Annotated in this window: 20 protein-coding genes; 12 read left to right on the top strand and 8 right to left on the bottom strand. The window is 38.5% G+C overall.

Annotated features, from left to right (window positions below; translation table 11 throughout):
- Positions 1–148 precede the first annotated feature (148 nt).
- The 5 genes from AACU25_RS33125 (at position 149) to AACU25_RS33105 (ending at position 5,282) form a co-directional block, all read left to right on the top strand.
- Positions 149–1,291, top strand: coding sequence for a glycosyltransferase (locus AACU25_RS33125; RefSeq protein ID WP_096582980.1), 1,143 nt, complete (start codon positions 149–151; stop codon positions 1,289–1,291).
- Positions 1,292–1,403: 112 nt separating this feature from the next.
- Positions 1,404–2,162 carry an undecaprenyl-phosphate galactose phosphotransferase family protein gene (locus tag AACU25_RS33120; RefSeq protein ID WP_096582979.1) on the top strand — a complete coding sequence of 253 codons (759 nt, stop codon included), beginning with the start codon at positions 1,404–1,406 and terminating at the stop codon, positions 2,160–2,162.
- Between the two features lie 317 nt (positions 2,163–2,479).
- Complete coding sequence (gene gmd / locus AACU25_RS33115) at positions 2,480–3,559, top strand: GDP-mannose 4,6-dehydratase (protein ID WP_096582977.1); 1,080 nt, start codon at positions 2,480–2,482, stop codon at positions 3,557–3,559.
- Positions 3,560–3,585: 26 nt separating this feature from the next.
- The gene (locus AACU25_RS33110; RefSeq protein WP_096582975.1) at positions 3,586–4,530 is read left to right on the top strand and encodes a GDP-L-fucose synthase family protein; all 945 of its coding nucleotides are present in this window, start codon (positions 3,586–3,588) and stop codon (positions 4,528–4,530) included.
- Between the two features lie 191 nt (positions 4,531–4,721).
- Complete coding sequence (locus AACU25_RS33105; RefSeq protein WP_321206613.1) at positions 4,722–5,282, top strand: 5-formyltetrahydrofolate cyclo-ligase; 561 nt, start codon at positions 4,722–4,724, stop codon at positions 5,280–5,282.
- A gap of 39 nt (positions 5,283–5,321) precedes the next feature.
- On the opposite strand, the gene AACU25_RS33100 is transcribed toward AACU25_RS33105, so the two are convergent.
- From AACU25_RS33100 to AACU25_RS33080, 5 genes are all read right to left on the bottom strand, one after another.
- A complete protein-coding gene (locus AACU25_RS33100) occupies positions 5,322–7,541 on the bottom strand; it encodes a GumC family protein (protein WP_190445667.1) in 2,220 nt (739 codons plus the stop codon).
- A 458-nt stretch (positions 7,542–7,999) separates the two neighbouring features.
- Positions 8,000–8,929 (bottom strand): hemolytic protein HlpA-like protein, encoded by a 930-nt coding sequence (locus AACU25_RS33095; protein ID WP_096582971.1) that lies wholly within the window; start codon positions 8,927–8,929, stop codon positions 8,000–8,002.
- A gap of 171 nt (positions 8,930–9,100) precedes the next feature.
- Positions 9,101–10,012 carry a hemolytic protein HlpA-like protein gene (locus AACU25_RS33090; protein WP_096582969.1) on the bottom strand — a complete coding sequence of 304 codons (912 nt, stop codon included), beginning with the start codon at positions 10,010–10,012 and terminating at the stop codon, positions 9,101–9,103.
- Between the two features lie 85 nt (positions 10,013–10,097).
- The gene (gene hepA, locus AACU25_RS33085) at positions 10,098–11,945 is read right to left on the bottom strand and encodes a heterocyst formation ABC transporter subunit HepA (RefSeq protein ID WP_096582967.1); all 1,848 of its coding nucleotides are present in this window, start codon (positions 11,943–11,945) and stop codon (positions 10,098–10,100) included.
- Between the two features lie 80 nt (positions 11,946–12,025).
- A complete protein-coding gene (locus AACU25_RS33080; RefSeq protein ID WP_096582965.1) occupies positions 12,026–12,949 on the bottom strand; it encodes a glycosyltransferase in 924 nt (307 codons plus the stop codon).
- Between the two features lie 848 nt (positions 12,950–13,797).
- Here AACU25_RS33080 and AACU25_RS33075 point away from each other — a divergent pair.
- From AACU25_RS33075 to AACU25_RS33055, 5 genes are all read left to right on the top strand, one after another.
- Positions 13,798–14,562, top strand: coding sequence for a class I SAM-dependent methyltransferase (locus AACU25_RS33075; RefSeq protein WP_096582963.1), 765 nt, complete (start codon positions 13,798–13,800; stop codon positions 14,560–14,562).
- A 59-nt stretch (positions 14,563–14,621) separates the two neighbouring features.
- The gene (locus tag AACU25_RS33070; RefSeq protein ID WP_096582961.1) at positions 14,622–15,878 is read left to right on the top strand and encodes a glycosyltransferase family 4 protein; all 1,257 of its coding nucleotides are present in this window, start codon (positions 14,622–14,624) and stop codon (positions 15,876–15,878) included.
- Positions 15,879–15,966: 88 nt separating this feature from the next.
- The gene (locus AACU25_RS33065) at positions 15,967–17,139 is read left to right on the top strand and encodes a hypothetical protein (protein ID WP_096582959.1); all 1,173 of its coding nucleotides are present in this window, start codon (positions 15,967–15,969) and stop codon (positions 17,137–17,139) included.
- Between the two features lie 9 nt (positions 17,140–17,148).
- A complete protein-coding gene (locus tag AACU25_RS33060; protein ID WP_321206614.1) occupies positions 17,149–18,003 on the top strand; it encodes a glycosyltransferase family 2 protein in 855 nt (284 codons plus the stop codon).
- A gap of 7 nt (positions 18,004–18,010) precedes the next feature.
- Positions 18,011–19,105, top strand: coding sequence for a glycosyltransferase family 4 protein (locus AACU25_RS33055; RefSeq protein WP_096582957.1), 1,095 nt, complete (start codon positions 18,011–18,013; stop codon positions 19,103–19,105).
- A 192-nt stretch (positions 19,106–19,297) separates the two neighbouring features.
- On the opposite strand, the gene AACU25_RS33050 is transcribed toward AACU25_RS33055, so the two are convergent.
- From AACU25_RS33050 to AACU25_RS33040, 3 genes are all read right to left on the bottom strand, one after another.
- The gene (locus tag AACU25_RS33050) at positions 19,298–20,257 is read right to left on the bottom strand and encodes a ribonuclease Z (RefSeq protein WP_096582955.1); all 960 of its coding nucleotides are present in this window, start codon (positions 20,255–20,257) and stop codon (positions 19,298–19,300) included.
- A 376-nt stretch (positions 20,258–20,633) separates the two neighbouring features.
- Positions 20,634–21,476: a M48 family metalloprotease gene (locus AACU25_RS33045; protein ID WP_096584385.1), complete on the bottom strand. Its 843-nt coding sequence runs from the start codon at positions 21,474–21,476 to the stop codon at positions 20,634–20,636.
- Positions 21,476–21,895 (bottom strand): BlaI/MecI/CopY family transcriptional regulator, encoded by a 420-nt coding sequence (locus AACU25_RS33040; protein WP_096582953.1) that lies wholly within the window; start codon positions 21,893–21,895, stop codon positions 21,476–21,478. The genes AACU25_RS33045 and AACU25_RS33040 overlap by 1 nt, the downstream gene beginning before the upstream one ends.
- Before the next feature lie 316 nt (positions 21,896–22,211).
- Here AACU25_RS33040 and AACU25_RS33035 point away from each other — a divergent pair, with 316 nt between their 5' ends.
- Both AACU25_RS33035 and AACU25_RS33030 read left to right on the top strand, forming a co-directional pair.
- Positions 22,212–23,240 (top strand): 1-acyl-sn-glycerol-3-phosphate acyltransferase, encoded by a 1,029-nt coding sequence (locus AACU25_RS33035; protein ID WP_096582951.1) that lies wholly within the window; start codon positions 22,212–22,214, stop codon positions 23,238–23,240.
- A gap of 287 nt (positions 23,241–23,527) precedes the next feature.
- Positions 23,528–25,141, top strand: a complete 1,614-nt coding sequence (locus tag AACU25_RS33030; RefSeq protein WP_096582949.1) for a serine/threonine-protein kinase — start codon at positions 23,528–23,530, stop codon at positions 25,139–25,141.
- Positions 25,142–25,601 lie beyond the last annotated feature (460 nt).

Here is a 25,601-nt window from a genome sequence, read left to right as displayed (position 1 = left end):
CAGGTTACAGTATCGCTCTGGAACCTGTTTTTGGAGAATCGCGTCTTCGAGTTCATCTGGATCGCTTTCTCTTCCTTCATCCCAAGGAAAAACCTTTTGGTTAATCTGATTAATTTATCTCAGTATTTTCCACTTATTCACGTTAGCTGTGCCCTTAAAATATGCTCTGATTCATGAATGGCTGACACCTAAAGCCACTGGAGGTTCAGAATTAGTTGTAAAAGCAATTCTGGAGCATATAGATGCTGATTTATATGCGCTAATCAATTTTGAATCCACAAATCCTGAAAGTTATTTATACCAACGTCAAATTGGCACAACTTTCCTGCAAAACTTTCCCTATGCCCGCAATGGTGTACAAAAATACTTACCTTTGTTACCACTGGCTATTGAACAATTAGATTTGCGGCAGTATGACGTAATTCTATCTTCATCCCACGCTGTAGCCAAAGGAGTAATTACTGCTCCTGACCAATTACATATTTGTTATTGCCACAGCCCTATGCGTTATGCTTGGGACTTAACTTTTGATTATCTGCAACAAAGCAAATTGGGAAACGGTCTAGCTGGATGGGTAACGAGATATTTACTACATCGTTTGCGTCAGTGGGATGTATTGACAGCTAATCGTGTTGATTATTTTATTGCCAATTCGCAGCACACAGCTCGGCGAATTTGGCGCTGCTATCGGCGAACATCAACTGTGATTTATCCACCAGTTAATGTAGAAGAATTACCATTTGTGGCTGACAAAGAAGATTTTTATCTAATAGTTTCCCGTTTAGTGAGTTACAAGCAAGTATCCTTAATTGTCAAAGCTTTTAATCATCTCAAAAAACCATTGGTAGTAATTGGTACAGGCCCGCAAATGAAATATCTTCGCCAGATAGCAAATTCTAATATTCAAATACTAGGATGGCAACCGAATGATGTAGTAACAAAATATATGGCAAAAGCCAAGGCATTTGTGTATGCCGCTTGTGAAGATTTTGGTATTGCCTTAGTTGAAGCACAAGCTTGTGGCACTCCAGTTATTGCCTACGGTGCTGGAGGAGCGCTAGAAACTGTCAGAGATATAGGTTCCTGGAACGATACAGGCACAGGTATCTTCTTTAACGAACAAACAGAAACTGCTTTAATAACAGCAGTAGAAAAGTTTGAAATGTATCAAGACAAATTTAATCCTGAGTATTTGCGAACACATGCTAGTAAATTTTCTCGGCGGGTTTTTGGCGATCGCTATCTAGATTTTGTAGATCGATGCAGCAAAAAAACGCCTTCATGGGAGTGATGGTCAGGATTTTTTGAATTGTTTTGTAGGCTTTTGGAAATTTAAACCCAGAAGCACCTACTTTTAGCTTTAAGATTGGGACTATGTGTGGTGTGGATTGTTAAGGAGTATGATGACTGCCCAGAGCTCACTCCTCTCCGGCAAGCGAGGCCTACGGCAAGATGCTAATGCGTCTGGTCGTACTTTCTCAAAACGTGGTCAACAGAAAAAGGCTCCTAGGTTAAAACCTAAAGGTTTGTCTTTTCAAGGTTTAAACGGAGAGTTTGCCAAGCGACTGTTTGATATTGTGTTTTCGTTGTTGGTGTTGATTTTATTTTTCCCGGTGTACTTAATCTTGGCCTTACTGATCGCTTTGAGTTCAGAAGGCCCGATTTTTTATGTCCAGGAAAGGGTTGGTAAAAACTACAAACCCTTTAATTGTATTAAGTTCCGCACGATGGTGAGCAATGCCGATGAAATGCTCGTACAAATGATGGAGACTTCCCCCCAGATGCGGCAAGAATTTGAGAGTAGTTTTAAGTTAAAACACGACCCCCGCATTACAAAAATTGGGCGGTTTTTGCGAATTACTAGCTTAGATGAATTTCCCCAATTCTGGAATGTCTTAAAAGGGGATATGAGTGTTGTCGGGCCGCGACCCTTAGTAGCGGAAGAACTTCCTAAATACGGTTGTCATATCGATCAGATTTTAACTATCCGACCGGGAATCACTGGGTTATGGCAAGTCTCTGGGCGCAATGACATTCCTTATCCAAGGCGAGTTCAAATAGACTTACACTATGTGAAATTTAGAAATTTTTGGCTCGACCTCTGGATAATTTTGAAAACAGTTGATGTCGTTATTATGCCCAAAAATAACGGGGCTTACTGAAACGATACTTAAGAGTTTATTCTGTGGGGCACCTTCTGCCCCCAGAGGAAATTTACTTAGATTTAATAAAATTCTCGTTTATATAAAGTTTTGGTAAAGATTTTTGGCAACTTTAGACACAAAAGTAAAAATTTTCAGCTTTGATTAGTAAAATTACTTAATAATTATCATAAATTAAGTACATACATTTACAGAGAAATTTACGTACTAAATCAGAATTTAGTAGTTTCCCATTAGGCAATTTAGCAATTAACTGCTAGCTTGTATCAGTTAGGCTGTAACTATTTTACTCAAAATATACAAAGGAATCCCTAAGCATGACGCAGCAGAAAAGAGCATTAATTACCGGTATTACTGGTCAAGATGGTTCATATCTGAGTGAGTTTTTGCTAGAGCAAGGTTACGAGGTACATGGTATTATTCGCCGGACTTCTACCTTTAACACAGACCGCATTGATCACATTTACGAAGACCCTCACAAAGAAGGGGTGCGGTTGTTTCTTCACTATGGTGATTTGACAGATGGGACGACCCTACGCCGCATTTTAGAAGAAGTACAGCCAGTAGAAATCTTTAACCTTGGCGCTCAATCCCATGTCAGAGTCAGCTTTGATTCACCAGAATACACAGTAGATGCAGTGGGTATGGGAACATTACGTTTGTTGGAAGCCATTCGGGATTACCAACAGCGTACTGGAATTGAGGTGCGCTTTTACCAAGCTGGTTCTTCGGAGATGTATGGTTTAGTACAAGCTGTACCCCAGAGCGAGACCACACCTTTTTATCCCCGTAGTCCTTATGCTTGCGCTAAAGTTTATGCCCACTGGCAAACAGTAAATTATCGTGAATCTTACTCTTTGTTTGCTTGTAATGGCATACTTTTTAACCACGAATCACCTCGACGGGGCGAAACTTTTGTAACCCGTAAGATTACCAGAGCCGTTGCTCAAATTGTTGCAGGTAAACAGAAAAAACTTTATATGGGTAACCTTGATGCCAAACGGGATTGGGGCTATGCCAAGGATTATGTAAAAGCTATGTGGCTAATGTTGCAGCAAGAGCAACCAGATGATTATGTAATTGCTACTGGTGAAACCCACTCAGTACGTGAATTTTTAGAACTAGCATTTAATTATGTGAATCTCCGCTGGGAAGATTATGTAGAGTTTGATGAGCGCTATCTTCGCCCTGCGGAAGTAGAGTTATTAATTGGTGATGCTACCAAGGCACGGCAAAAGTTGGGTTGGACACCATCAGTTACCTTTGAGGGACTTGTAGCATTAATGGTAGAAGCAGACCTCCAAGCATTAGGTATCACTTCTCCCAATGGCAATAGTTCGTCAGTACCGCATGATATTGCGACTGTTCGTCAACAACTGGGTGCGCTCCACTTTTGATTTCAACTGTCGCTGAGGATAAAAATATGGCTGCCTTAGAATTAAACAATAAACGGATTCTCGTCACTGGTGGGTCGGGTTTCCTAGGTCGTCAGGTAATAGATCAGCTGTGTAAAGCAGGAGCAGATCAAAAGAAAATTACAGTACCGCGATCGCGTGATTGCGATCTGCGGATCTGGGAAAACAACCAACGTGTAGTCGATCAGCAAGATATCGTCATCCACTTAGCGGCGCACGTCGGTGGTATCGGCCTCAACCGCGAAAAACCAGCCGAGTTGTTCTACGACAACTTGATTATGGGAACCCAGTTAATTCATGCAGCCTATCAAGCTGGAGTAGAAAAATTCGTCTGTGTTGGCACTATCTGCGCTTATCCCAAATTTACCCCAGTGCCTTTCAAAGAAGATGATCTTTGGAATGGCTATCCTGAAGAAACCAATGCTCCCTACGGAGTAGCTAAGAAAGCCCTTTTAGTTCAACTGCAATCTTATCGCCAGCAGTACAACTTTAATGGTGTTTATCTTTTACCTGTAAATTTATACGGGCCAGAAGATAACTTTGACCCCGGAAGTTCTCATGTGATTCCAGCCTTAATTCGCAAAGTCCACGAGGCCCAAATCAAAGGCGACAAGCAACTACCTGTTTGGGGTGATGGTAGTCCTACCCGTGAGTTTCTCTATTCTGAAGATGCCGCACGGGGCATTGTTATGGGTACTCAATTCTACAATGACTCAGAACCAGTTAATCTGGGCACAGGTTATGAAATCTCCATTCGGGATTTAATTAATCTGATTTGCGAATTGATGGAGTTTGACGGGGAAATTGTTTGGGAAACAGACAAACCCAACGGGCAACCTCGTCGTTGTTTAGATACCGAAAGGGCAAAGCAAGCCTTTAATTTCACAGCCCAAGTTAGCTTTGAGCAAGGGCTAAAGAATACCATTGCATGGTATCGCCAACACGCTGCATAACTTAATCAGCAGCACTTAGTAAATAATGAATTTATAATTACCCACAATACCCCAAAATATACCAGCAATTTATTGTGGGTAAGGGTTTAAAACCCAATATCCAAAACTATCAATGACGTAGGGCATATGCCCTACGTGTTTGTTTTGTGGCATAATCCCAATTTTCCCAAATCCAGTAACAGCTTCAAAGTGTGGACATTTCAGCAAAAGCAGAACTACGTCGGACTCTCTTAAAAAAACGTCAATCAATGTCAATGACAGAATGGAGAGAAAAAAGCGATCGCATCTGTCAGCAACTCCAAACCTCTGTCCTCTTTACACAAGCAAAAACTATACTGGCATATTTTAGTTTTCGCCAAGAACCCGATATTAGTTTGCTATTTGCTCATCCTCAATACCGTTGGGGATTTCCGCGCTGCGTTGGTAAATCCATGTTTTGGCATAGTTGGACTCCCAAGGACGCTGTAGCAATTGGCACCTATGGCATTATTGAACCCCGCCCGGATGCACCCACAATAAATCCAGATGAGGTAGATTTAATACTTGTCCCCAGCGTTGCTTGCGATTATCAAGGATACCGTTTAGGCTATGGCGGCGGATATTACGATCGCCTCCTCAGTTCACCAGAATGGCAAAACAAGCCAACTATCGGCATCTTATTTGATTTCGCCTATTTACCCCAAATACCAATTGAACATTGGGATAAACCTTTAAAAGCTGTGTGTACAGAAACTAGGTTTACCGCAACATAGAGTGTTTGCTGTTTTTCCCCATTACCCATTACCCAATCCCTAAACCCTTGGCGAATCCTTCACATCATTAGCAATAATGCCAATCAAATTCAACCTACTCAAAATTTCTCTAGCTTGAATGAGTTCGCTTTGGGTAATTTGACCAATACGTCCTACTAAAACAATTCCACTGCATACAGATGCAACAATTCTGGCATCGACATTGTCTAAAATAGCTGGAGCATCTATTAAAACTAAATCGTAAGTTTGCTCAAACAATTCTATTAACTCTTTCATCCGGTCTGAACTGAGTAGCTTAACTGTATCTTCTGGTGTGGGGCCAGCAGTCAAAACATCAATATCAGGATGAATTGGTTGAATATAATCTGCAACTGGGGTATTCGCTTCTTCCTCTAACAACAGAGATAAACCCCAATCATTAGGCAGTTCTAAAATATTGTGCAAGCTAGGATGATGCAAGTTAGCATCAATTAATAATACCCGACGATGCATATGAGCAGCACTCACAGCCAGCCCTAAAGACAAAGTTGTTTTCCCTTCACCTGCTAGTGTTGAAGTTAACATCAGCGATTGAAAAAGCTGAGGATATCTTGCTATTTGAATGTTTTGATAAACCATATCTAAATTCTCATGATATGGCAATTTGGGATTACTTTCTAATACTAAGGGAATTGCTCTATCTTGCTTATTTCCAGGTAGTTTTGCTAACCGTTTTCTTGCACGTCCGCCTAGCCTTGGCACTGTTCCTAATAGTCTTAAATTCGTCAGCCTTTGTAGTTCTCTGGCGGAATAGATAACATCATGAAACATTTCCCAAACTAGGGCTGCTACTATCCCTAAAATCGGCCCAATGATTATTCCTCCACCTAAGAGAAATACTCTGCCGCTACCCATATACATACCTTTATCAGGTGCTTCTAAAACTTGCCAATCAAATCCACCTTGAGCAATTTTCAACCCTAAAGATTGTTGTGCTTGTAGTAGTTGCTCAAGTGTTTTGCGATTTGTTTCTACCTCTGGTAAGAGACGATTGTACTGGGCTATAAGGGCAGGGTATTTACTCAGTTCAGAACGTAGCCTTTGTTCGGATTCAACTAAACTTTTTTCATTGGCAATTAGCCCTAATGAAGTAGTTTGTACCTGAATCACCTCTTCTACTAGCTTCAAATCAACGCCTACCATTTGCCCTTGAGTTAATAGCGGTTGGCGGGTATTTGCCACATTTCGCCCTTTTTCTCCTACCGATCTTCCCGCCTCTTGGCGTAAGAGTGCTAGTAGACTTTGACGTTGCTGTGTCAGATTTTGGATGACGGGAGAATTCTCTGTATAGCGTAGTCGCTGCTGCGCTAAAGCCAATTCAGTCTTTTGAATCTCATTTAGTAGCCCTTGGTAGCGTGTAGATTGGCTTAATCGCGAGGAAATAATGGCATTTTGAGAGGAAGCAGCCATTTTTCGCTCTAGGTTAGCTTGACGCGCTCTATTATCTTGAAGTTGGGCGCGAGTAGTTTCTAACTGTTTTTGAATATCAGCTAGAGATTCCAAAAGAATTTTGCTTTGGACTTCTGGATCTAATAAATTATGCTGCCGACGAAATGCTTCTAAATTTTTTTCTGCTTGGCTGACTTCTTTTTTAATTTCTGGTAGACGCGCATTCACAAAAGAAAGTCCTTTGTGTAATCGCTCGTTTTGTTGTTCTATGTTGTAATCTTGATAAACATTTTGTAGTGCTTGTAAAACTTTTTGGGCTTTAACTGGATCTTTATCTTTGAAAGTTACTTCAAATACTTGACTAGGGATTTTATTAATACCAGAACCACCCTCAATTTGCGCTACTTCTAAAGGAGATTTTTCCCCTTTTTCTTTTTTGCCTTTAATATCTTCTAAGGTAATATCTGGATAAGTAGGACGCAGCAAAGCTACAGCTTTTTGGATGAGCTTAGTACTCATCATTAGTTTCAGTTGGGCTGTATAGTCAACTACTTGAAAATTGGGATCTGTAAACTCGCTTTCTGGATTTCCCTGAACATTACTTGAGCGTACTCCTTCATATAAGTTGGAACTTACCAGTATTTGCATAGAGCTTTGGTAAGTTGGTTTGGCAATGAGAGCAAGGATACTCGCAACTGACATCACTGCACAGGAAATACCCAATATCAGATAACGTCGGTGAAACAGAATTGTAGTAAGTTGTTTAATGTCAACCGCGTTTTGTGGAGAGTTAATGAGCATTTGTCCTTGATTCAGACTAGTGTTAGCCACTATAAAAGTCCTCTAATCTCGAAATAATAAATCAGGAAGATTACCAGAAAATTTCTTGGAAGGGAATTTTTATGACAGTATAGACGCAATCTTATGATAAATGATTCCTGATTGACAAAAGAAATTATTTTCCATAATTGTACGTATTAAGATTGTAATTAATAATTTCTATCTCATAAAAATTAAAATTATTGCTATATTTTTAAGGCTAAATTTGATACATTGATATTTCAAAGTATAATTATTTTCAGTGGACAAATAGCCAGCAATTAACCAGCTTAAATGTATCAAGATAATTTTTACTTAGCACTCAGCACTTTTAAACATAAAATGTCATTATGTAGGCGGAAAGCTTTCCCGTAGGGAAAGGAATGCAGTGTTCGCGCAGCGTCTCTCAAGGAGAGAAGCGACGTAATCGCAAATATTCTATTTTTTATTTTTCAATGTTGAGCTATTTATTAATCTTTTGCGAATATATGGAAGTTTCTTTCAAACAGTTTTTTAAGTTTGTTTTTCAGTCTAAATAAAAGACTAGTATGAAACTGAGTTCGCTGAGTAAATTGGTCAGCTTTGGTATGACGAACTATAAAATGTGGATGTTTGAGCGGAAATTCCATCGCTTGTGTGGGATAGTTTGCAAAAGGGCTGGAAATATCTTTTGTGTTAGCAGCTTCATGACTAAAGCCAATATTAGAAACTAAATTGACATTTGGCAGAATAGTTAACCCATTTTGTAGCCAAGATGTAAATGTCCAAGGATAATCCCAAGTATCTATATTGCCTTGGTAATAACTTTGAAAAATTCTCGTCCAATATTTCACTGCTGTAGAATCATCAAGTATATTTTCTAGTAAGTTACTATCTCTGGCTTCTACCCAGTGCTGCATTTCTAAATCATACTTTTGCCATGCACGTTGCCAAGTAGCCCAACCCCAAATTAAGGGATAGCGAGAAAAGTAATAGCTATATTCAGTACGTTGTTCACCAAACTGAAAATTATTACCGGAAATCGTCATAATGCGTTGGTCGTGACGATACTTATCTAATAGTTCCTCACAAAATCTGAAGAATGTGGGGTGGGGTAAACAATCATGTTCTAGAATAATTGCAGCTTCTACTTGCTGAAAAACCCAATTCAGGCCAGTGGCGATACGTATTTTAGGGCCTAAATTTTCTTCGGAGTAATTTGTGAGTACTCTACAATCCCAATCAACTTGCTCAATCAGTTTTTTACAAGCGGCACATTTATGGAAATCATCGGGATGTTGGGGACGAGGTGCATCAGCAATCACTAATAAAATTGGCGGTTTAACCTGACGAATTACTTCAAAAACTTTTGCTGTAATTTCTGGTTGATTAAAGATGGTTAAAGCAACAGCAGTATTCATAAATAACTTATGCTGATAATTCTGTTGTCATCGCAATGCTATTTGATTTGTGAAATAACTGACCTCCTCATTTAGATTGATTACTGAGCAAGAAAATAATATGATTTTTATTTATTAATTTAAAATTGCAAATTATTAGATGAAATTTGGTAAGGGATTGTGACTAATAGATTAAAGTAAATTTGAGAGTTTTTTTTTAATTCGGCTTTTCAGGCTAGATATTAAACTAGTCCGAAACTGAGTTTGCTGTGTAAATTGATCGGCTTGTACATCACGAATCATAAATTCTGGATGCTTGAGCGGCAAATCTATTGCTTGAGTAGGATGATTAGCAAATGGACTATAAATATCTCTTGTGTTTGCGGCTGTGCGACTAAATCCAATATTAGAAACTAAGTTGACATTTGGCAAAATAGTTAAAGCATTTTGTAGCCAAGAAGTGAGAGTCCAACGAAAAGCCCAGGAATCAATATTGCCTTTGTAACACTTTTCAAAAAGTCGATTCCAGTATTTTACTGCAGTGGCATCATTGAGTATATCTTGCAGCCAATTATTATCTCTAACTTCTACCCAATGTTGCATTCCTCGGTCGTATTTTTGCCATGCACGTCGCCAAGTTGCCCAACCCCAAATTAGTGGATAGCGAGAAAAGTAATAGCTATTTTCAGTACGTCGGCGACCAAACTGAAAATTGTTTCCAGAAATCGTCATAATGCGTTGGTCATGACGATATTTATCTAATAACTCTTCACAATATGGAAAAAAAGTAGGATGAGGTAAACAATCATCCTCCAGAATAATTGCTGTTTCTACTTGCTGAAAAACCCAGTCTAAACCTGTGGAGATAGATTCTTTACATCCCAAATTAATATCAGATATTTTCTGAAGTAATTCACAATCCCAATCAATGCGTTCAATAATTTTTCTAGCAGCAGCACAATTTTCTATATCTTCAGGATGGTGCTGACGAGGGCCATCCGCAATTACTAATAGCTTGAGAGGTTTAATCTGCCGAATTACCTCAAAAACTTGGGCGGTAGTATCTGGTTTATTAAAGATAATTAAGGCAACAGCAGTATTCATAAGTTTACTGGCATTTGGTGTTGGTTATTGGTCATTTGACATTTGTCATTTGTCAAATGAAAATACTATTCCTAATTTTTAGTACCTAATCTCTTACACCTAATTCATATTGCATTTGATGGTATTGCCAGAATTTGCCACGCTGTTGCAAAAGTTCTTGGTATCCACCCTGTTCGATAATATGACCTTGTTCGAGGACAACTATTTTGTCGGCTCGAAAAATAGTAGATAATCGATGAGCGATCGCAATCACTGTTCTACCCACTGCTAGCTTTTCTAAAGAATCCTGGATTAAGCGTTCCGAAACAGAGTCTAGGGAACTGGTAGCTTCATCAAGAATCAAAATTTCGGGGTTGCGTAGGAGGGCGCGGGCGATCGCAATTCGTTGACGTTGTCCCCCTGATAAGCGAACTCCGCGATCGCCTAGTTTAGTTTGAAAGCCTTGGGGTAAATCTAAAATAAATTCTAGGGCATTGGCTTGTCTAGCTACTTCTTCAATTTCTGCCTCGTCTACCGCTTCTAAGCCATAGGCGATATTATTTTTGACGGTGGTATTGAAAATAAAAGTATCTTGGCTGACTACCGCCATGCGCGATCGCAGTGATTGTAGGCGAAATTGCCGCAAGTCGATGCCATCTATTAAAATCTTGCCTCTAGTAGGGTCGTAAAAGCGCATCAGTAAGTCGGCTAGGGTGGTTTTTCCAGAACCAGAAGCTCCCACCAATGCCAACATCTGATTGCGTTTAATGGTCAGCGTGATATCTTCTAAAACTAACTTGCGATCGTCATAGCTAAAATCTACGCCGTTAAATGCGATCGCTTGCTTTAAACCAGCAAACTCTAGTTCGCCATCTTCCTGATAAGTCTTGTTATCAGTTCTTAACAGCTCGTTGACACTTCGCAATGACCCATAATAAGTAGCAATTATCCCCCAAGAACTGTTCATGTGAGCAATAATTGGTAACAGTCGAAACAGGGCAAATAAAAAAGCTAGTAACAATACAACATGGAGTTTCCCAGTAGCTACAAGTGTCGTGACTGCTACTAAAATCATGGCGATTAAAATTGTGGTCGCCAATGCCTCAACTAATGGTTGTACCATCGCACTAATTGAGGTTGTTTTCATCCAGGCTTTCGTAACTTTTCCCGCTACTCGATCAAAGCGTCTGCGTTCAAAATCTTGAGTCCAAAATGCTTGTACAGTTCGCACCCCACTAACAAATTCCACTGCTGTGGATGCTAACTCACTACCAGCCGCAGTCATTTCTACGCTAGCTGCACGCACTCGCTTAATTAAATTTGCGGCTCCTGCTGCTAGTAAACTAAATAACAAGACTGTAGCTAAGGTTAGTTGCCATGAAATCATAAACATGGCGAGAGTATATGCCAAAATTATGCAGCTTTTGCTAACAAAATTAATTACTTCATTAAAGGCATAGCTAATTTCACTAACTTCAGTAGAAAATGTCTGAAAAAGTTCTCCCGATCGCTTTTCTGTATAGTAACTTAAGCTCAGACTTTGAAACTGCTCAAATATTTTTTTTCGTAAACTATCTATTAAATTTACTTCACAAAATTTTGCGTAATAACGCCCCACGTAGCTGAATCCACCCCGCAACCAAACATTAACTAAAATTAAGCCAGATATTCGATAGATACGCTCCGATGCACTAGCCTGGGTTCCCAAAAACCAGACATCAAACCATCCAATTCCCGATTGTAAAGGTGGCTGGTTAGCATTAGTTAAACCTTGTAATAAAACTGCTACTAAACCGATTCCAGTAGCCTCAAGTACTGCTCCTAGTAAAGTGAATAGAACTGCGATCGCAGCAGTTAACCGCAAAGGCTGAAATAACTGGAGAATCAGATAATGTTCCTGCCAAAATTTTGTTTTTACGAGCATTTTCTGAAATAATTTCGATAGCTCATGCATAAATTATTGTTGGTTGCGGGGCTAGGGACTAGAATTTATTGTTGACAACTCAACAATCACCCCTGTTGACCTTAGTTTACCTAACATATAAAATCTTTTTTTTGCAACCTTTGAGTCAATACTGCAATGAATAACCTGAAATAATTCTTGATTTTGGCATTGATATTTAATAACCAAATAACCAATTTCCATCTTTTTTGATAATGGTTATATTTGGCAAAAAATTTGAGGGCTGAAATTATATGTACAACCCTCAGATAGTTAAATAGAGAACTAGTACTAGAACGTTGATAAAGATGTAATGCAGATGCTTCAGGTTGGAATAAAACTCGATACCCGTTTTGCCAAGCATCTAAACATAAACTGACATCTTCAAAATATAAGAAAAAACGTTCATCGAATAAACCATATTTGGCAATATACTCTCCCGATACCATCATAAATGCCCCTATTGCCCAGTTAATTTCAACTGGTTTTTGTGGATGAGGCATCTGAGAATAATAATAATCAAACGGATGTAAGATACTTTGCAGAGTTTCGCCCAATAATTGCTTGAGAAATAAATAGGTAAAGGTAGGAAATCTGCGAATTGATGGTTGCACAGAACGGTCTAAATACACTAGCTGTGGACAAACGATCGCAATATCTTTGGCTGCGTTTAAAGTTCCAGCTAATTGGGTAATTACCTCTGGCTTAAATGTCACATCTGGATTCACCAAGACATAGATTTTACTGGGGGAAGCTTCAACTGCTCTATTATTACCTTTGGCGAAACCTAAGTTTTGCTGGCCTTTGATGCCAATAAAAGTGTTGGGATATTTACTACTAAATTCATCGAGGATTTGCGGACAATTATCAACAGAAGCATTGTCATAAACTACTATTTTGCCTGTATTTGCATAATACTTTTTAATAGTGGACAGGCATGACTCTATTGAACCTCTTAATGTCTGAGACGAGTTCCAAGAAACAATGATAAAAGAAAGCTCGTTGATAACTGTCATGAGCTACACACTCCCATAAACACCTTTATGTGTGTGAAGACGATTACATCGCCATCAACACCTAAATAAATTGACAATTCCTATCCAAAATTGGTTATCTTTTTTCATTCCTCCTCAAGCTAAATTGGAAAAGTTTTTACAGATAAATTAGCATCTAATTGCGAAACTAGATTTGGTTACTTATTTATCACTAAATGGTTATATAGCTAATTGAAATTTTATAAAAAATTATATGTATTCAATTTTGTCAAGCAGTTATGCAACATACAGATAATTTTACTCATGGAGAGTATAATTTCAACCAACTGGGAATATTGATACGAGAATTATAGTATTTCTACAGTAAACTATTCCTGGTAATTTTGATCGTTCTCTCACTAATTTAGTACTTATCAAAGTAGATTGCATGATGATTTTATACTATTTCTGTCGTAATTATACGAGAAAAAAATGGCAAAACTTCTGAAATTATAATATTTTATGTATTGTATTTTACATCAATATTGTTGTAGCAAAATGTTGAATTGCTATTAGAAGCATCAATATCGATACTCCCGAAATCATGCTTGACTAATACCGTATTTTCATGGATTTAATTGTATAAATAAGTTAGTCTATCTCTAGAGTAAAATAATTAAAATGTAAAAAATGTTACTGAATAATTATTAGGCAATGCAGTTTATCTACTAATTAAAAGATGAGGAATTTGCTGAACAGTCTCTGTGCTAACATTCTCAATAAATGGAGAAGCATCTAAAGTTGGGTAATGCCCTCAACGTGAAAATCGTCATCAGGCCAATAGCGTAAAATATGCTTTCTACCGTAGCCCAATAACTAGGGGTAGCAACATGAAATTTATCAATGCAGTTGCAAAAGTGATGCAAAACTTAGGCAACCACAGATTTGGGAAATGTAATATATGTGGTAGTCCAACAGTTTTTCTCTGCATTGATGTTTTCAGTGTTCGTAATAATATGTACTGCCCTTTTTGCCGTAGTTCTTCACGAAAAAGGCACGTTGCTAAAATATTGATTAATGAAGTATTGCCAACAAGCAAGGCAATAGCTGATGTTGCTAAAAACCAGTCATTAACTATTTATAATACTGATGTTGATGATGCATTCTATCAAATATTACATCATCAAAATTCATATATTTGTTCTACTTTCTCTCCCGAAGTTAAACCGGGAACTGAAATCCGTCCAGGGGTATTTTGTCAAGATTTAGAAAATTTGACTTTTGATAATGAAAGTTTTGATGTTGTGATTACCGAAGATGTATTTGAGCACGTCAGAAATCATGAACGAGGTTTGCGAGAAATACACCGGATTTTAAAAGTAGGTGGCTACCATATTTTTACAGTGCCCTGTAACTTTGATTGTGCAACTATTGTGAGAGTCGATACTTCTGGTAAAGAAGATATTCATTTACTGCCGCCAGAGTATCACGGGGACAGAATTCGCGGCAAGATTTTGGCTTATAGAACTTTTGGTATTGATATTTATGAGTTATTAGAAAATATTGGATTTACCACGAAAGTAGATTTTTCTAATTATCTAGACCAAAAGAATGGCATCTTCGACAGTTACATTTTCTGCTCTCAAAAACTCTAACGTAACTGTAATATTAACTCTTCATTTGAATACTCTAGATATGTTTCTTTAAAATACCAATGAAATCTTTAATTCTTAGCACTTTTGATATTAATGGTGGTGCGGCGCGCGCGGCGTATCGTTTGCATCAAGGGCTAAGAAAAATTAATATAGATTCGCAAATGCTAGTACAGTATAAAACTAGCAGCGATCGCACAGTGATTAGTTATCAAAATAAGCTAGAAAAATGGCTCAACCAAATGCGGCCGACTTTAGATAACTTACCGCTGAAGTTTTATGCAGGTAATCATGATGAAAGCTTTTCTCCGCAATGGTTTCCTGACTTAATTCAGCCTAAGCTCAAATCTCTATCTCCTGATATTATTAATATCCATTGGGCTTGTGGTTATCTGCAAATTGAAAGCGTGGCGAGATTTACTCAACCTGTGGTTTGGACTTTGCATGATATGTCTGTATTTACAGGTGGCTGTTATTATAGTTTGGATTGCGATCGCTACCTCAACTCTTGTGGTGCTTGTGTACAATTGCAAAGTCACAAACAGCAGGATTTATCGCGGTGGGTATGGCAACGCAAAGCTAAAACCTGGCAGCCGCAAAATTGTACAATTGTCACACCAAGTATTTGGCTAGCTGATTGTGCTAAAAAAAGTTCTCTATTGCAGGACTTTCGTGTAGAAGTGATTCCCAATGGTTTAGATATTCAAAGATATAAACCGTTAAACCGAGATATAGCCCGAGAATGGCTCAATCTACCCCAAGATAAGCAATTAGTGCTATTTGGTGCAGCCGCAACTAATCATCCCAGAAAAGGATTTAATTTGTTGTTGTCAGCCTTAGAAAATTTGGCACAAGCTGGATATCAAGACAATATGGAACTGGTAATTTTTGGTTCCTCTTCACCCGATACCACCAAAAATATCGGCTTTAAATGCCATGATTTAGGCAGTTTCAACGATGATATTACCTTAGCCTTAGTTTACGCCGCCGCAGATGTATTTATCGCCCCATCTGTGCAAGATAACTTACCAAATACGGTGATGGAGTCTCTTAGTTGCGGTACTCCTTGCGTCGCTTTTAATATCGGCGGGATGTCCGATATGATAGAACATCAACAAAATGGCTACTTAGCGCAACCCTTGGAGATAGAGAGCTTGGCACGTGGTATTGTTTGGGTATTGTCAGATTGCGATCGCTTACAAAAACTCAGACAACGCGCCCGTGAAAAAGCTGAACAAGAATTTTCCCAAGATTTGCAAGCACAACGCTATTCTAATTTGTTTAGAGAAATACTCATAAATTCGGAGTCAGGAATTTAGGGCTGACTGCTATTAGCAATTTCTAAATTCGTGAAGTCTAGGAGGATAAACACAGATAAATTTCTAACTCAGCAGATTAGGAACCGCTATGTTGAACTCAAATACTGAAGAGGAAACCTTGAATATCAACACCAACATCTCCAAAGGAGAAACAAATTATTTTTTCTACATCTTGATTCTTTACAGCATAGCAGTGTTATATCTCATTCCCTATGACCTAAAACTGCCATACGCTAGGTTTTGTTTACCTCTACTCACAATTATTCTAATTTTACAACTAGGTTATTACAAAAGTAAGTTACTCATTGGTGATATTATCGTTGTCTGTTTGGTTTTAGTAGTAACTATCTTCAATTTTTCTAGCTATCAGCTATTTCGATATAGTTTACCTATCTGCCTCACTGCAATTTGCTTTAGTGGTAGCCCTTATATTCCTATCAAAAGAAGCTATTTAGTAGGTTTATCTTGGGTTTCTCTAGCATCGATGATTTACCAAATGTTAAGCTATAGGCGTTTAGAGTTTGATAATAGCCAAAGAGTTGCTTTAAGCAATGGCGACCCTAATGTTTCTGGCTTATTCATGCTCTTGTTTTTCTATCTATGTGTCAAAATTAAATTTAAACCAGGAATAATTTTAGCTTTGATCTCTACAGTCTTTTTTCTAAGCCGTAATTATTTTCTCACATTATGTATATTTTTTCTACTAGCTCTTTTAGAAAAGCCTTTATTTAAGATATTTAGTAAAATTCATTTTTCTCTGATTTTTCTCTTAGCTAATTTATTTGGTTTATTGGTAGGAGAGTTCTTTTTAAACCAAGTAGAAGTTGGCTTTGTTTATGACACAGGTGCCAGTCGTCTCTTGTCTTTTAATGACAAATCTAATTTAGTGAGATTTGAGGCGAATCGGTTTTTAATTAATTCTTATACCAATGATTTAAGTTTAGCCTTAAAAGGCTATGGAGAAAACTACGAATCTGTATTTAGACCGATAGGCGCGATTATCCATAACTCATTTTTAGAAGTAATTGCATATACTGGTATTCCCTTGGGAGTACTTTATTTCTTCATTTTGTTAAAAGTTATTAGTGGCTACTGTACTCAAGAAAATTTAAAATATATTTTCTCTTACCTATTCTTCTGCTTATTTCTGCATACTGGACTGCAAGGAGTCGCACCATTACTATTTATCAGTATCTTGGCGATGTCAGTAGAAACTCAAAAATCTAATAAAATTATCTTATTCAACAATCTTGAGTATTGATATATCACAATGTCGCTGAAATTTTCTATTATCACGCCCAGTTTTAATTCCGAAAAAACTATCGAAAAAACAATTTTAAGCGTAATTTCTCAAAAACGTGACTCAGCAATCGAATATATCATTATTGATGGTGGTTCTACAGATAAAACCTGCGAATTTATGCAAAAATATGCAGATTCTATAGATGTATTTGTCTCTGAACCTGACAATGGCCCTTATGATGCTATGAATAAGGGAGTAAGTCTAGCGACAGGCGATATTATTGGCATTATTAACTCCGATGATTGGTATCACGACAAGGCTATGAAGATAGTAGAGTCTGCATTTTTACAAAATCCAGATATTGATATAATTTACGCGCCTGTAGATAATTATTTCTCTGGTAATTTTATTGCTACCTTTATGCCTGGCAGTTTAGATAAATTACCCATTAGATTTACTTTAAACCATCCTAGCTGTTTTATTAAAAAGACAGCCTACGATTTAGTAGGTTTATATGATTTGCAATACAAAATTACAGCAGATTATGATTTAGTTTTACGTTTATATTTAGCCAAACTCAAGTTTCATTTTGTCAATATTCCCTTAGCTGCTTATTCACTGAATGGGATGAGTTCTTCAACTAAACCTTGGGATAGAGCGAAATTAATTAAAGAGTCTTGGATAATTAGTCAAAAAGCATCTGTTAATTTAGATAGTACTCTCAACAAGCAACGTTTACAAGCTTATCTAGCATGGATTTTTAATGAGATTTTTGCAATTCCGGCTCGATATTTTTTAAAACCACCTTTGGCTAGAAAGCTCAAAAAAATACTCAATAGATTTATTAAAAATTCTATTTCCGATGAATATGGTAAATGGTAGTTAATTTATGACTAGAATTTTATTTATTTCTGCACACGCGCCTACAAATTACTATCCTCAAGCTGGGCAAAAAATAGCTTTGAGACATTTAGAAAACTATATTCATACTGGCGCAATTGTAGATGTTGTAGTGATTGCTAATCAAGCTGAAATTACTGCTGCTACTGACTTAATTTCGCTTGTTGGTAATCATCTTTATACTTATCCTTTAAAAAGATGGGATAAAGTGATTAGTTGTTTAACTCATTTGCATATCCCTTTAAAATTTGCTACGCGGTGGCAAAATATAGTAGCAAAACAACTGCTGCAATTGTTGCAAACTTACACTTATGATGTAGTGCATTTTGAATATCCTCATGCAGCAGTTTATCTGCAATATGTGCAGCCTTTGATTAATTCACCAGCTACAAAAATTATCATTAGTGTACATGATTTAATTTTTCAATCATTTTTACGCAAAGCTGAAAAGAACCATATTTTAGGTATAGAAGCTGCCAAATTATTCCAATATGAGAAAAATCTATATTCCGCCGCTAAGGAAATCTGGGTTTTATCTCAAAAAGACCGTGATATTTTAACTTCCTTATTTGCTATTGCTGAAACAAAAATTCTTGTTAATCCGCCAAAAATTAATAAATTTTTCTCCCAAATTAAGCGTCATCCTGCAAACATTGAGCATAAAAGTCTGCTTTTTTGGGCAGCAATGGATAGACCAGAAAATGAACAAGCAATCCTCAATTTTGTGGATAGTTGTTTTCGCTATTTGCTAGAAAAAGACCCAAATTTTAAACTTTATATTGTTGGTGCTAAACCTTCAGCAAAAGTTTTAACCTTAGCAACTGAGCAAATTATTGTGACTGGATTTGTAGAAGATCCTACACCATATTTTGAGCAAGTACAAATAGGTATTGTGCCTTTACTTGAGGGTGCCGGGATTAAGTTGAAGACACTGGAAATGCTGGCGGCTGGTTTACCTGTAATTGCTACTACTATAGGTGCTGAAGGGGTGGATTATGCCAATAAGAATTTAATGGTAAATGATAATTTTGATGATTGGGTGAAATTAATTCATCAGTTCTGCGAGGTGAAAAAGTTTTACTGAGGATTCAATACTACTTGGTTAAGCGTTTTGAACTCAAAATTAGTTTTGAGTAAAAGGTTAAAGTTTTTTTCTTTCCCTTTTTCCCCTTAACTGACAAGTATTGAGTTAGGATTTAGTTATAATGTGCAGTAAATCTTGATGGTGCGTTAGCCTGCGGCGTAACACACCCTACTTCTAATATTAGATAAAGGCTTATACGTTAGCTTCGGTTAACTCTAACTCGCGTCGTCTAGGTACATCATAAATCATGAAATCATGAGCCATATCTGTATTGGGGAAAATAGCTCTAGCTTCTTTAAGTAAATCTTTCAACTCTATAACATTACCCGGTGCATAACGAGGGCTAAAATGAGTCATGATCAGGCGATGTGCTTGAGCAGCTAAAGCGGTTTGTGCTGCCATTGTGGTGGTGGAATGCAACCTTTGAAAAGCCATGTCTGCATCTTGATGAGCAAAAGTTGCTTCGTGAATTAACACATCTGCATCCTGCGCTAATTCCACTGCACCTTCACAAAAAACTGTGTCTGTACAATAAGCTATTTTGCGTCCGATTTCTGTAGGGCCGCACAGGTCTTTACCATCTATGACTCTTCCATCGTTGAGAGTTACTATTTCACCGCGCTTGAGTTGACCATAAACTCGTCCTGGAGGAATTTGCAATTCCTTGGCTTTGTCAATATCAAAGCGTCCAGCGCGGTCTTTTTCTGCAACTCGGTAGCCAAAACTTGTAATGCGATGATGCAAAGGCCCACAGGTAACTGTAAACTCATCATCTTCATAAATTACCCCTGGACGGATGGCATGAACTTTTACAGGGTAAGAAAAGTGCGTGTAGGAGTAACGTAAGGATGCTTGGATATATTCATTTAACCCCGGCGGGCCATAGATATCAACTCGTTGCACGTTTCCAGCCAAACCACAACTAGCAAGCAGTCCCATCAAACCAAAGATGTGGTCGCCGTGCATGTGGGTAATAAAAATTCGGGATAGTTGGCTAATTTTCAGTTCACTCCGCAAAAGCTGATGCTGAGTACCTTCACCACAATCGAATAACCACAGTTCTGCCCTTTGGGGTAATCTGAGGGCAACACTGGAAACATTACGCGCTCTTGTGGGTACACCGGAACTTGTCCCTAAAAATGTGATCTGCACAGCGTTCTTTAGTCTTCCTCTTGCTTACTCAATTTGACGCTCTTTTATCTATAGTGGCATGGTTTGAGATTTCGTAGTTTTGGTATCAGGATTGGGGGTTGGGGACTGGGGACTAGGAAGAAGAATAAGGGCTTCCAAATCAATAAATATTTTATAGCTGTGTAAGCAGAGAAACAGAGAGGAAAACTATGATAATTATCTTCGCTCTCAAAATTGGGTAATTTAGTTTCTGGAAGTCGCTAAAAGTTTACTGAGGTTTTTTCAAGTTGCTGGTATTTAGCGAGTTTGTCGGCTGCGTTAGTTATGTTATTCTCCGCACCTTTGTATTTTAAGTACCCGAATATCGTTTTCGGGTACTCTTGACCCATTATCTGTATTAAGTATGAAATATTACAGTAACTAATGGTAGAAATGCTAGGAGTAAGCTAGGGCAGACCCACAATTGCGCTGTTGGGATTGGCTCCGGTGGTGCTAATAGTGCTTCAATTCTTTGTTCTAAGCGATCGCCTGTTCCTGGTGAACCTAAAGCTGCACAGCATACTTCCGATAATACGGGGGTGGTACTCACTACTAACAACAGTGATTCTGCTAGCAGCAAGGGGTCAACCTGGGATGCAGCGTAACCATCAGCCCGGAGTTCACGCAAAACTAACAGTTCTTCCCACAATGCTTCTGTATTAGGCAACCAAGCGGTGCAGGAACGTATCCAACCCAGCCAGAAAAACCAGAAGGTGTCTCGGTAATGGTAATGCCCTTGTTCATGTGCCAAGACTGTTTCTAAATGCTCTGGTGAGAGTGTTTGCAGTAATCCTTCGCTCACAACTAATTCGGGGTGCCAAAAACCAATTTGACCTGCGAAGAGTGCCCCTGTGTTGAGCAGTCGGAGGTTTCTGTCACCGAAAGGTACTAAAGGATAATTACGGGCAGATTTTACAGACTGCCATCCTTGGTAAGCGTGTTTAATGCATAAAACGCTAAAAATTGCAAGATAGCTAAACGCTAAGATATAACTGCCCCAACCTGTATACATTCCGCCCATTTTGCCTTGTGGCCCCATGCATAGCACAGCGATCGCAGTCATAAATAGTAGTAAAGGCGGGAAGAGGAATAAAAATAGCGATCGCCTCCACCGTAAACTCCAATTACCTTGGGGTTGATTCCATGAGCATCTTAACCACCAAGCAACTGCCAAAGCAGTCAAAATCATGATTAAATGTATCATTTCCCCTCCCTGGCTTGACGTGCGGCTTGAATGCGTTTTGCGATCGCTTCTATTTGATTGCTGCTGGCTTCATCGAGACTATCGGCAAAAGCAGCAATAACATCAGGATTACCCACTGCCAAAAATCGCTGTAATTGTTCATGGGCTTTAATCATCTCAGCTTGCTGCTTTGTCAGCAACGGTCGCCAATAAAATGCCTTTCCTTTTTTGTCGCAAGCTAGCCAACCTTTATCAGTCAGGCGACGGAGAACGGTAGTTACAGAGGTATAAGCTAACTCCCGGTTGGGGTCAGAGAGAATGCGATCGTGTACATCCTTCACTGTAGCTGAACCCAGTTCCCAGATGATCTGCAAGATTTCTGCTTCTAAAGGGCCTACGGACAATTGTTTAGGACGGTAGTCTGGTAAAGGAGCCATATCAATTTTGATTTTTAGATTAGTGGATGAGTGGATTCGACGTGAAAATTCCCCTCTCATTTCCTAGATTGAGCCTGAGTGCGCGTGATTGTAACCGCGCAATCTAGCTTCAGATATATATATCTTTTCTCAGATTACAAGTAATTGTCGGGAATTGGGCATGGGGCATTGGTAATTGGTAATTGGTGTTTGTCATTAGTTATTTTTTCCTCATCTCCCTCATCCCCCTCGGGCGGGATGCAAATCAAAAATATAAATAGCTAAAATTATATATATGTTAAGTTAGACATTTATTTAAATCATCTACATAAAAGCTGTGAGCAATCAAGGCTTTGAAAACATCCTCAATATTGATGCACAAACACCATCATTAGAGAGCTATAAATTTAGTTGGTTTGACTGGTTTTGTTTATGGTATCCCCCAGGTTGGTTGATTTTATTTAATCGCCACTGGCAGCACTATCATGCCGATCCAGATGGTTGGAATTGGTGGGAATATTTATTATTTTTACTGCCTGGTGGATTTTATTTAGCAATGCTGAGTCGTTGGCTGCGTCTTGGTTTTCGGGCACCCCGTAAAGAAATTGGTGAATTTGAACCAAAATATCAACAAGCTTTTCGTGACGAAATTCTAGCTCCCATTGTTAAATATTATTTTCAAGGGGAATTACAACAAATAGAGAATTTGCCAGCAACAGAGCCGTTAATTGTGGCAATGAATCATGCAGGTATGTCTTTTCCTTGGGATTTTATCACTTTGGCTTATTTATTAAGCCAGGAAAAAGGATGGACAGTACAACCTTTAGCAGGACTATCATTATTTGAACATCCTTGGGTAATTTGGTGGTTACCGCCTGGATGGTCAAGAGTTTTAGGTGGTGTGCGCGCCAAGTTAAATGATTTTGAAGGGGCTATACAGCAGCGTAAAATTGTTTTGTACGCACCTGAAGGTTTACGCGGGCCGCAGAAAGGTTGGCACAGACGCTATCAACTGGAAAAATTTGATGTGAGTTTTATGCAGTTGAGCGATCGCTATCAAGTTCCCATTGTCCCAGTTATTTGCATCGGCAACGAATCTTTGCATCCTTGGACAAGGAATCTCAAAAAATTACAAAGCCTATTCAAATTACCCTTTTTGCCTTTATCACCTTTAATGCTGCTATTGCTACTATTTCCTTCAATGGGTGTTTGGGCAATGAAAACGCGTCTGCGTTACTTTATTCAACCTGTAGAGCAAAATATTATTGATGGTGAAAACAAAGAACGAGCAATAGTTTATCAACAAGCGCAAACATTACGCGAAAAAATGCAAATGCACATCAATCAACTGCGAGGTACGGTATAGGAATCTTTGCTAATTGCCAAAAAATCTGGAATTTTATAGCAAATTGAACAAAAAGCAGATTTTTATTTGTAAATTAGCTAAAAAGATAGCTCATCCACTGCATTTAACTTTCAGTAAAATCCATGACAGTGTATTTACGATAGGATGCATTCTGCTTTCTCTAAACTTTAGGAAGTCTTCAAAGCATTTCCCGCAAAAATTACCTGGCATAAGTGAAATTTCCATCACCATAATGGGGTCAGAGTGTAACGCTATTTATAATTATTCGTGCAGCGAGTTAAGAATGCATGAGCTACTGCTTAAATCCTACCTGTCCCCATCCAGAAAACCTGGCCTATAGCCAAAGGTGTCAGTCTTGTGGCTCAAAGTTACTTTTATGCGATCGCTATCGAGTACTCAAACCATTAGGTCAGGGTGGCTTTGGTGCAACTTTCTTAGCCTACGATGAAGGCTTACCAGGAGAACCGAGTTGTGTAATCAAGCAGCTGCGTCCCACAGCCACCGCACCACATGTTTTGCAGATGGCGCGAGAACTGTTTGAGCGAGAGGCCAAAACCTTAGGTAAGATTGGCAATCATCCTCAGTTGCCAAGGCTATTAGACTATTTTGAAGATAATCAGCAATTTTACTTAGTTCAGGAATACATTAGCGGCGCTACTTTACAACAAGAGGTTCAGCGTAACGGCAATTTTAGCGAAGCTGGAGTCAAGCAGTTCTTAAGTGAAATTTTGCCATTGCTGCAATATATTCACGAGCAAAAGGTAATACACCGTGATATTAAACCCGCAAATTTGATTCGCCGCACTGAAGATGCTCGAATGGTACTGATCGACTTTGGTGCAGTTAAAAACCAAGTTACCCAAGGCGTAAACGGCCAATCAGAACAAACAGCCTTAACTGCTTATGCAATTGGTACTCCTGGTTTTGCGCCACCAGAGCAAATGGCAATGCGTCCCGTCTACGCCAGTGATATCTACGCATTAGGAGTCACTTGTATTTATCTACTGAGTAGTAAAACTCCTAAAGATTTAGAATACAATCCCACTACTGGAGAAATGATCTGGGAGCCAATTGTACAGGTAAGTGACCATTTAACAAGCGTTTTGCGGAAAATGTTAGAGGTATCAGTACGCAACCGCTACAAAACAGCGCAAGAAGTCCTCAGAGGGTTGCAAATGGAACCCTACATTGAAAGTTTAGCGAAAGGAATGCTGGCTAAATCTGATGTAGGAGCGAAAGAGCATATACATAACCAAATAGCAAATTCTGCTATTTTATGTAGTAGTCCACCTGGTAGTGCTAGTAGTGCAGGAGTAGCACAGGTAGCCGCAGCAATCCGAGCTAGACGCGCTAAAACAGCCGAAAATGGAGCCAATGGGGTAATGCGTCCAAAAGCGATGATGGCTAAGTCTACCAACTTTGAAAACCACAACAGTCATGGTTCGCAAAACCACAATCCCAATGTGGTACGTAAGTTAAGTACCCAGAATTTACTCACCGCCTATCTGAAAGGAAGGCGGGATTTTGCTCTCCACAATTTGAGTATGCTCAACCTGCAAGGCGCTGATTTATCGGGGACAAATTTCAATTCGGCTAAATTGCAGAAAACTAACCTTCAAGGCGCTAACCTCAATAACAGTGACTTTGGTAGAGCTAGTCTGACTGATGCCAATCTTAGGGATGCTAACCTGACTAAAGCTTACTTTAGTAATGCTGATTTAGAAGGAGCAGATCTGCGAGGTGCTGATCTCAGCCATGCTTATCTCAGTAATGCTAATCTTAGAGGCGCTAACCTTTGTGGAGCTATTCTCACTGGTGCCAAAATTACTGATGAGCAGTTGGTACTAGCCAAGACAAACTGGATGACTGTACGTCCCAATGGTAAAAGAGGTTTGCTGTAATGTTAGCTATGGCAAGTGTTTTTGATTGTTAACTACTTAAAAACACTTCTTGGAATTATTGGTATATATAAAGTTTAAAATTTTTAGATGTTAGTAGCTAACTATCTATTAGTCTAGTGGGAATACTAGTATTAGTAAATTTACTTATTTTGAGTTGTCCGTAGCGCTACAAATATGCGAATATATAGCAGGCATAATGATTGATTAACTGACTTACAGATGAAATTGCAAATATAATTTAACTTTCACAAATTTAATTGCCAGGCTATATCTAAGTCGGTAAGTGAAAACATTTAAGTATATTTAAGGTATGCCATACTAAGGATCTAAAATATAGCAATAGCTTCAAAATTTTAATTCGCAATTCTTGCGGAATTTATGATAAAAATTGGTATTATTCCTGAAAATATAGAGATAAAATCTGGAATTACTATGTTATGCCACAGCTATCAAGCATCAT

Origin of the sequence: Tolypothrix tenuis PCC 7101 (genome assembly GCF_963874875.1) — a bacterium.
In the GTDB taxonomy this organism is placed as follows: domain Bacteria; phylum Cyanobacteriota; class Cyanobacteriia; order Cyanobacteriales; family Nostocaceae; genus Aulosira; species Aulosira tenue.
Note: the sequence above shows the minus strand (reverse complement) of the source record. Positions and strands in the feature narration are given on the sequence as shown.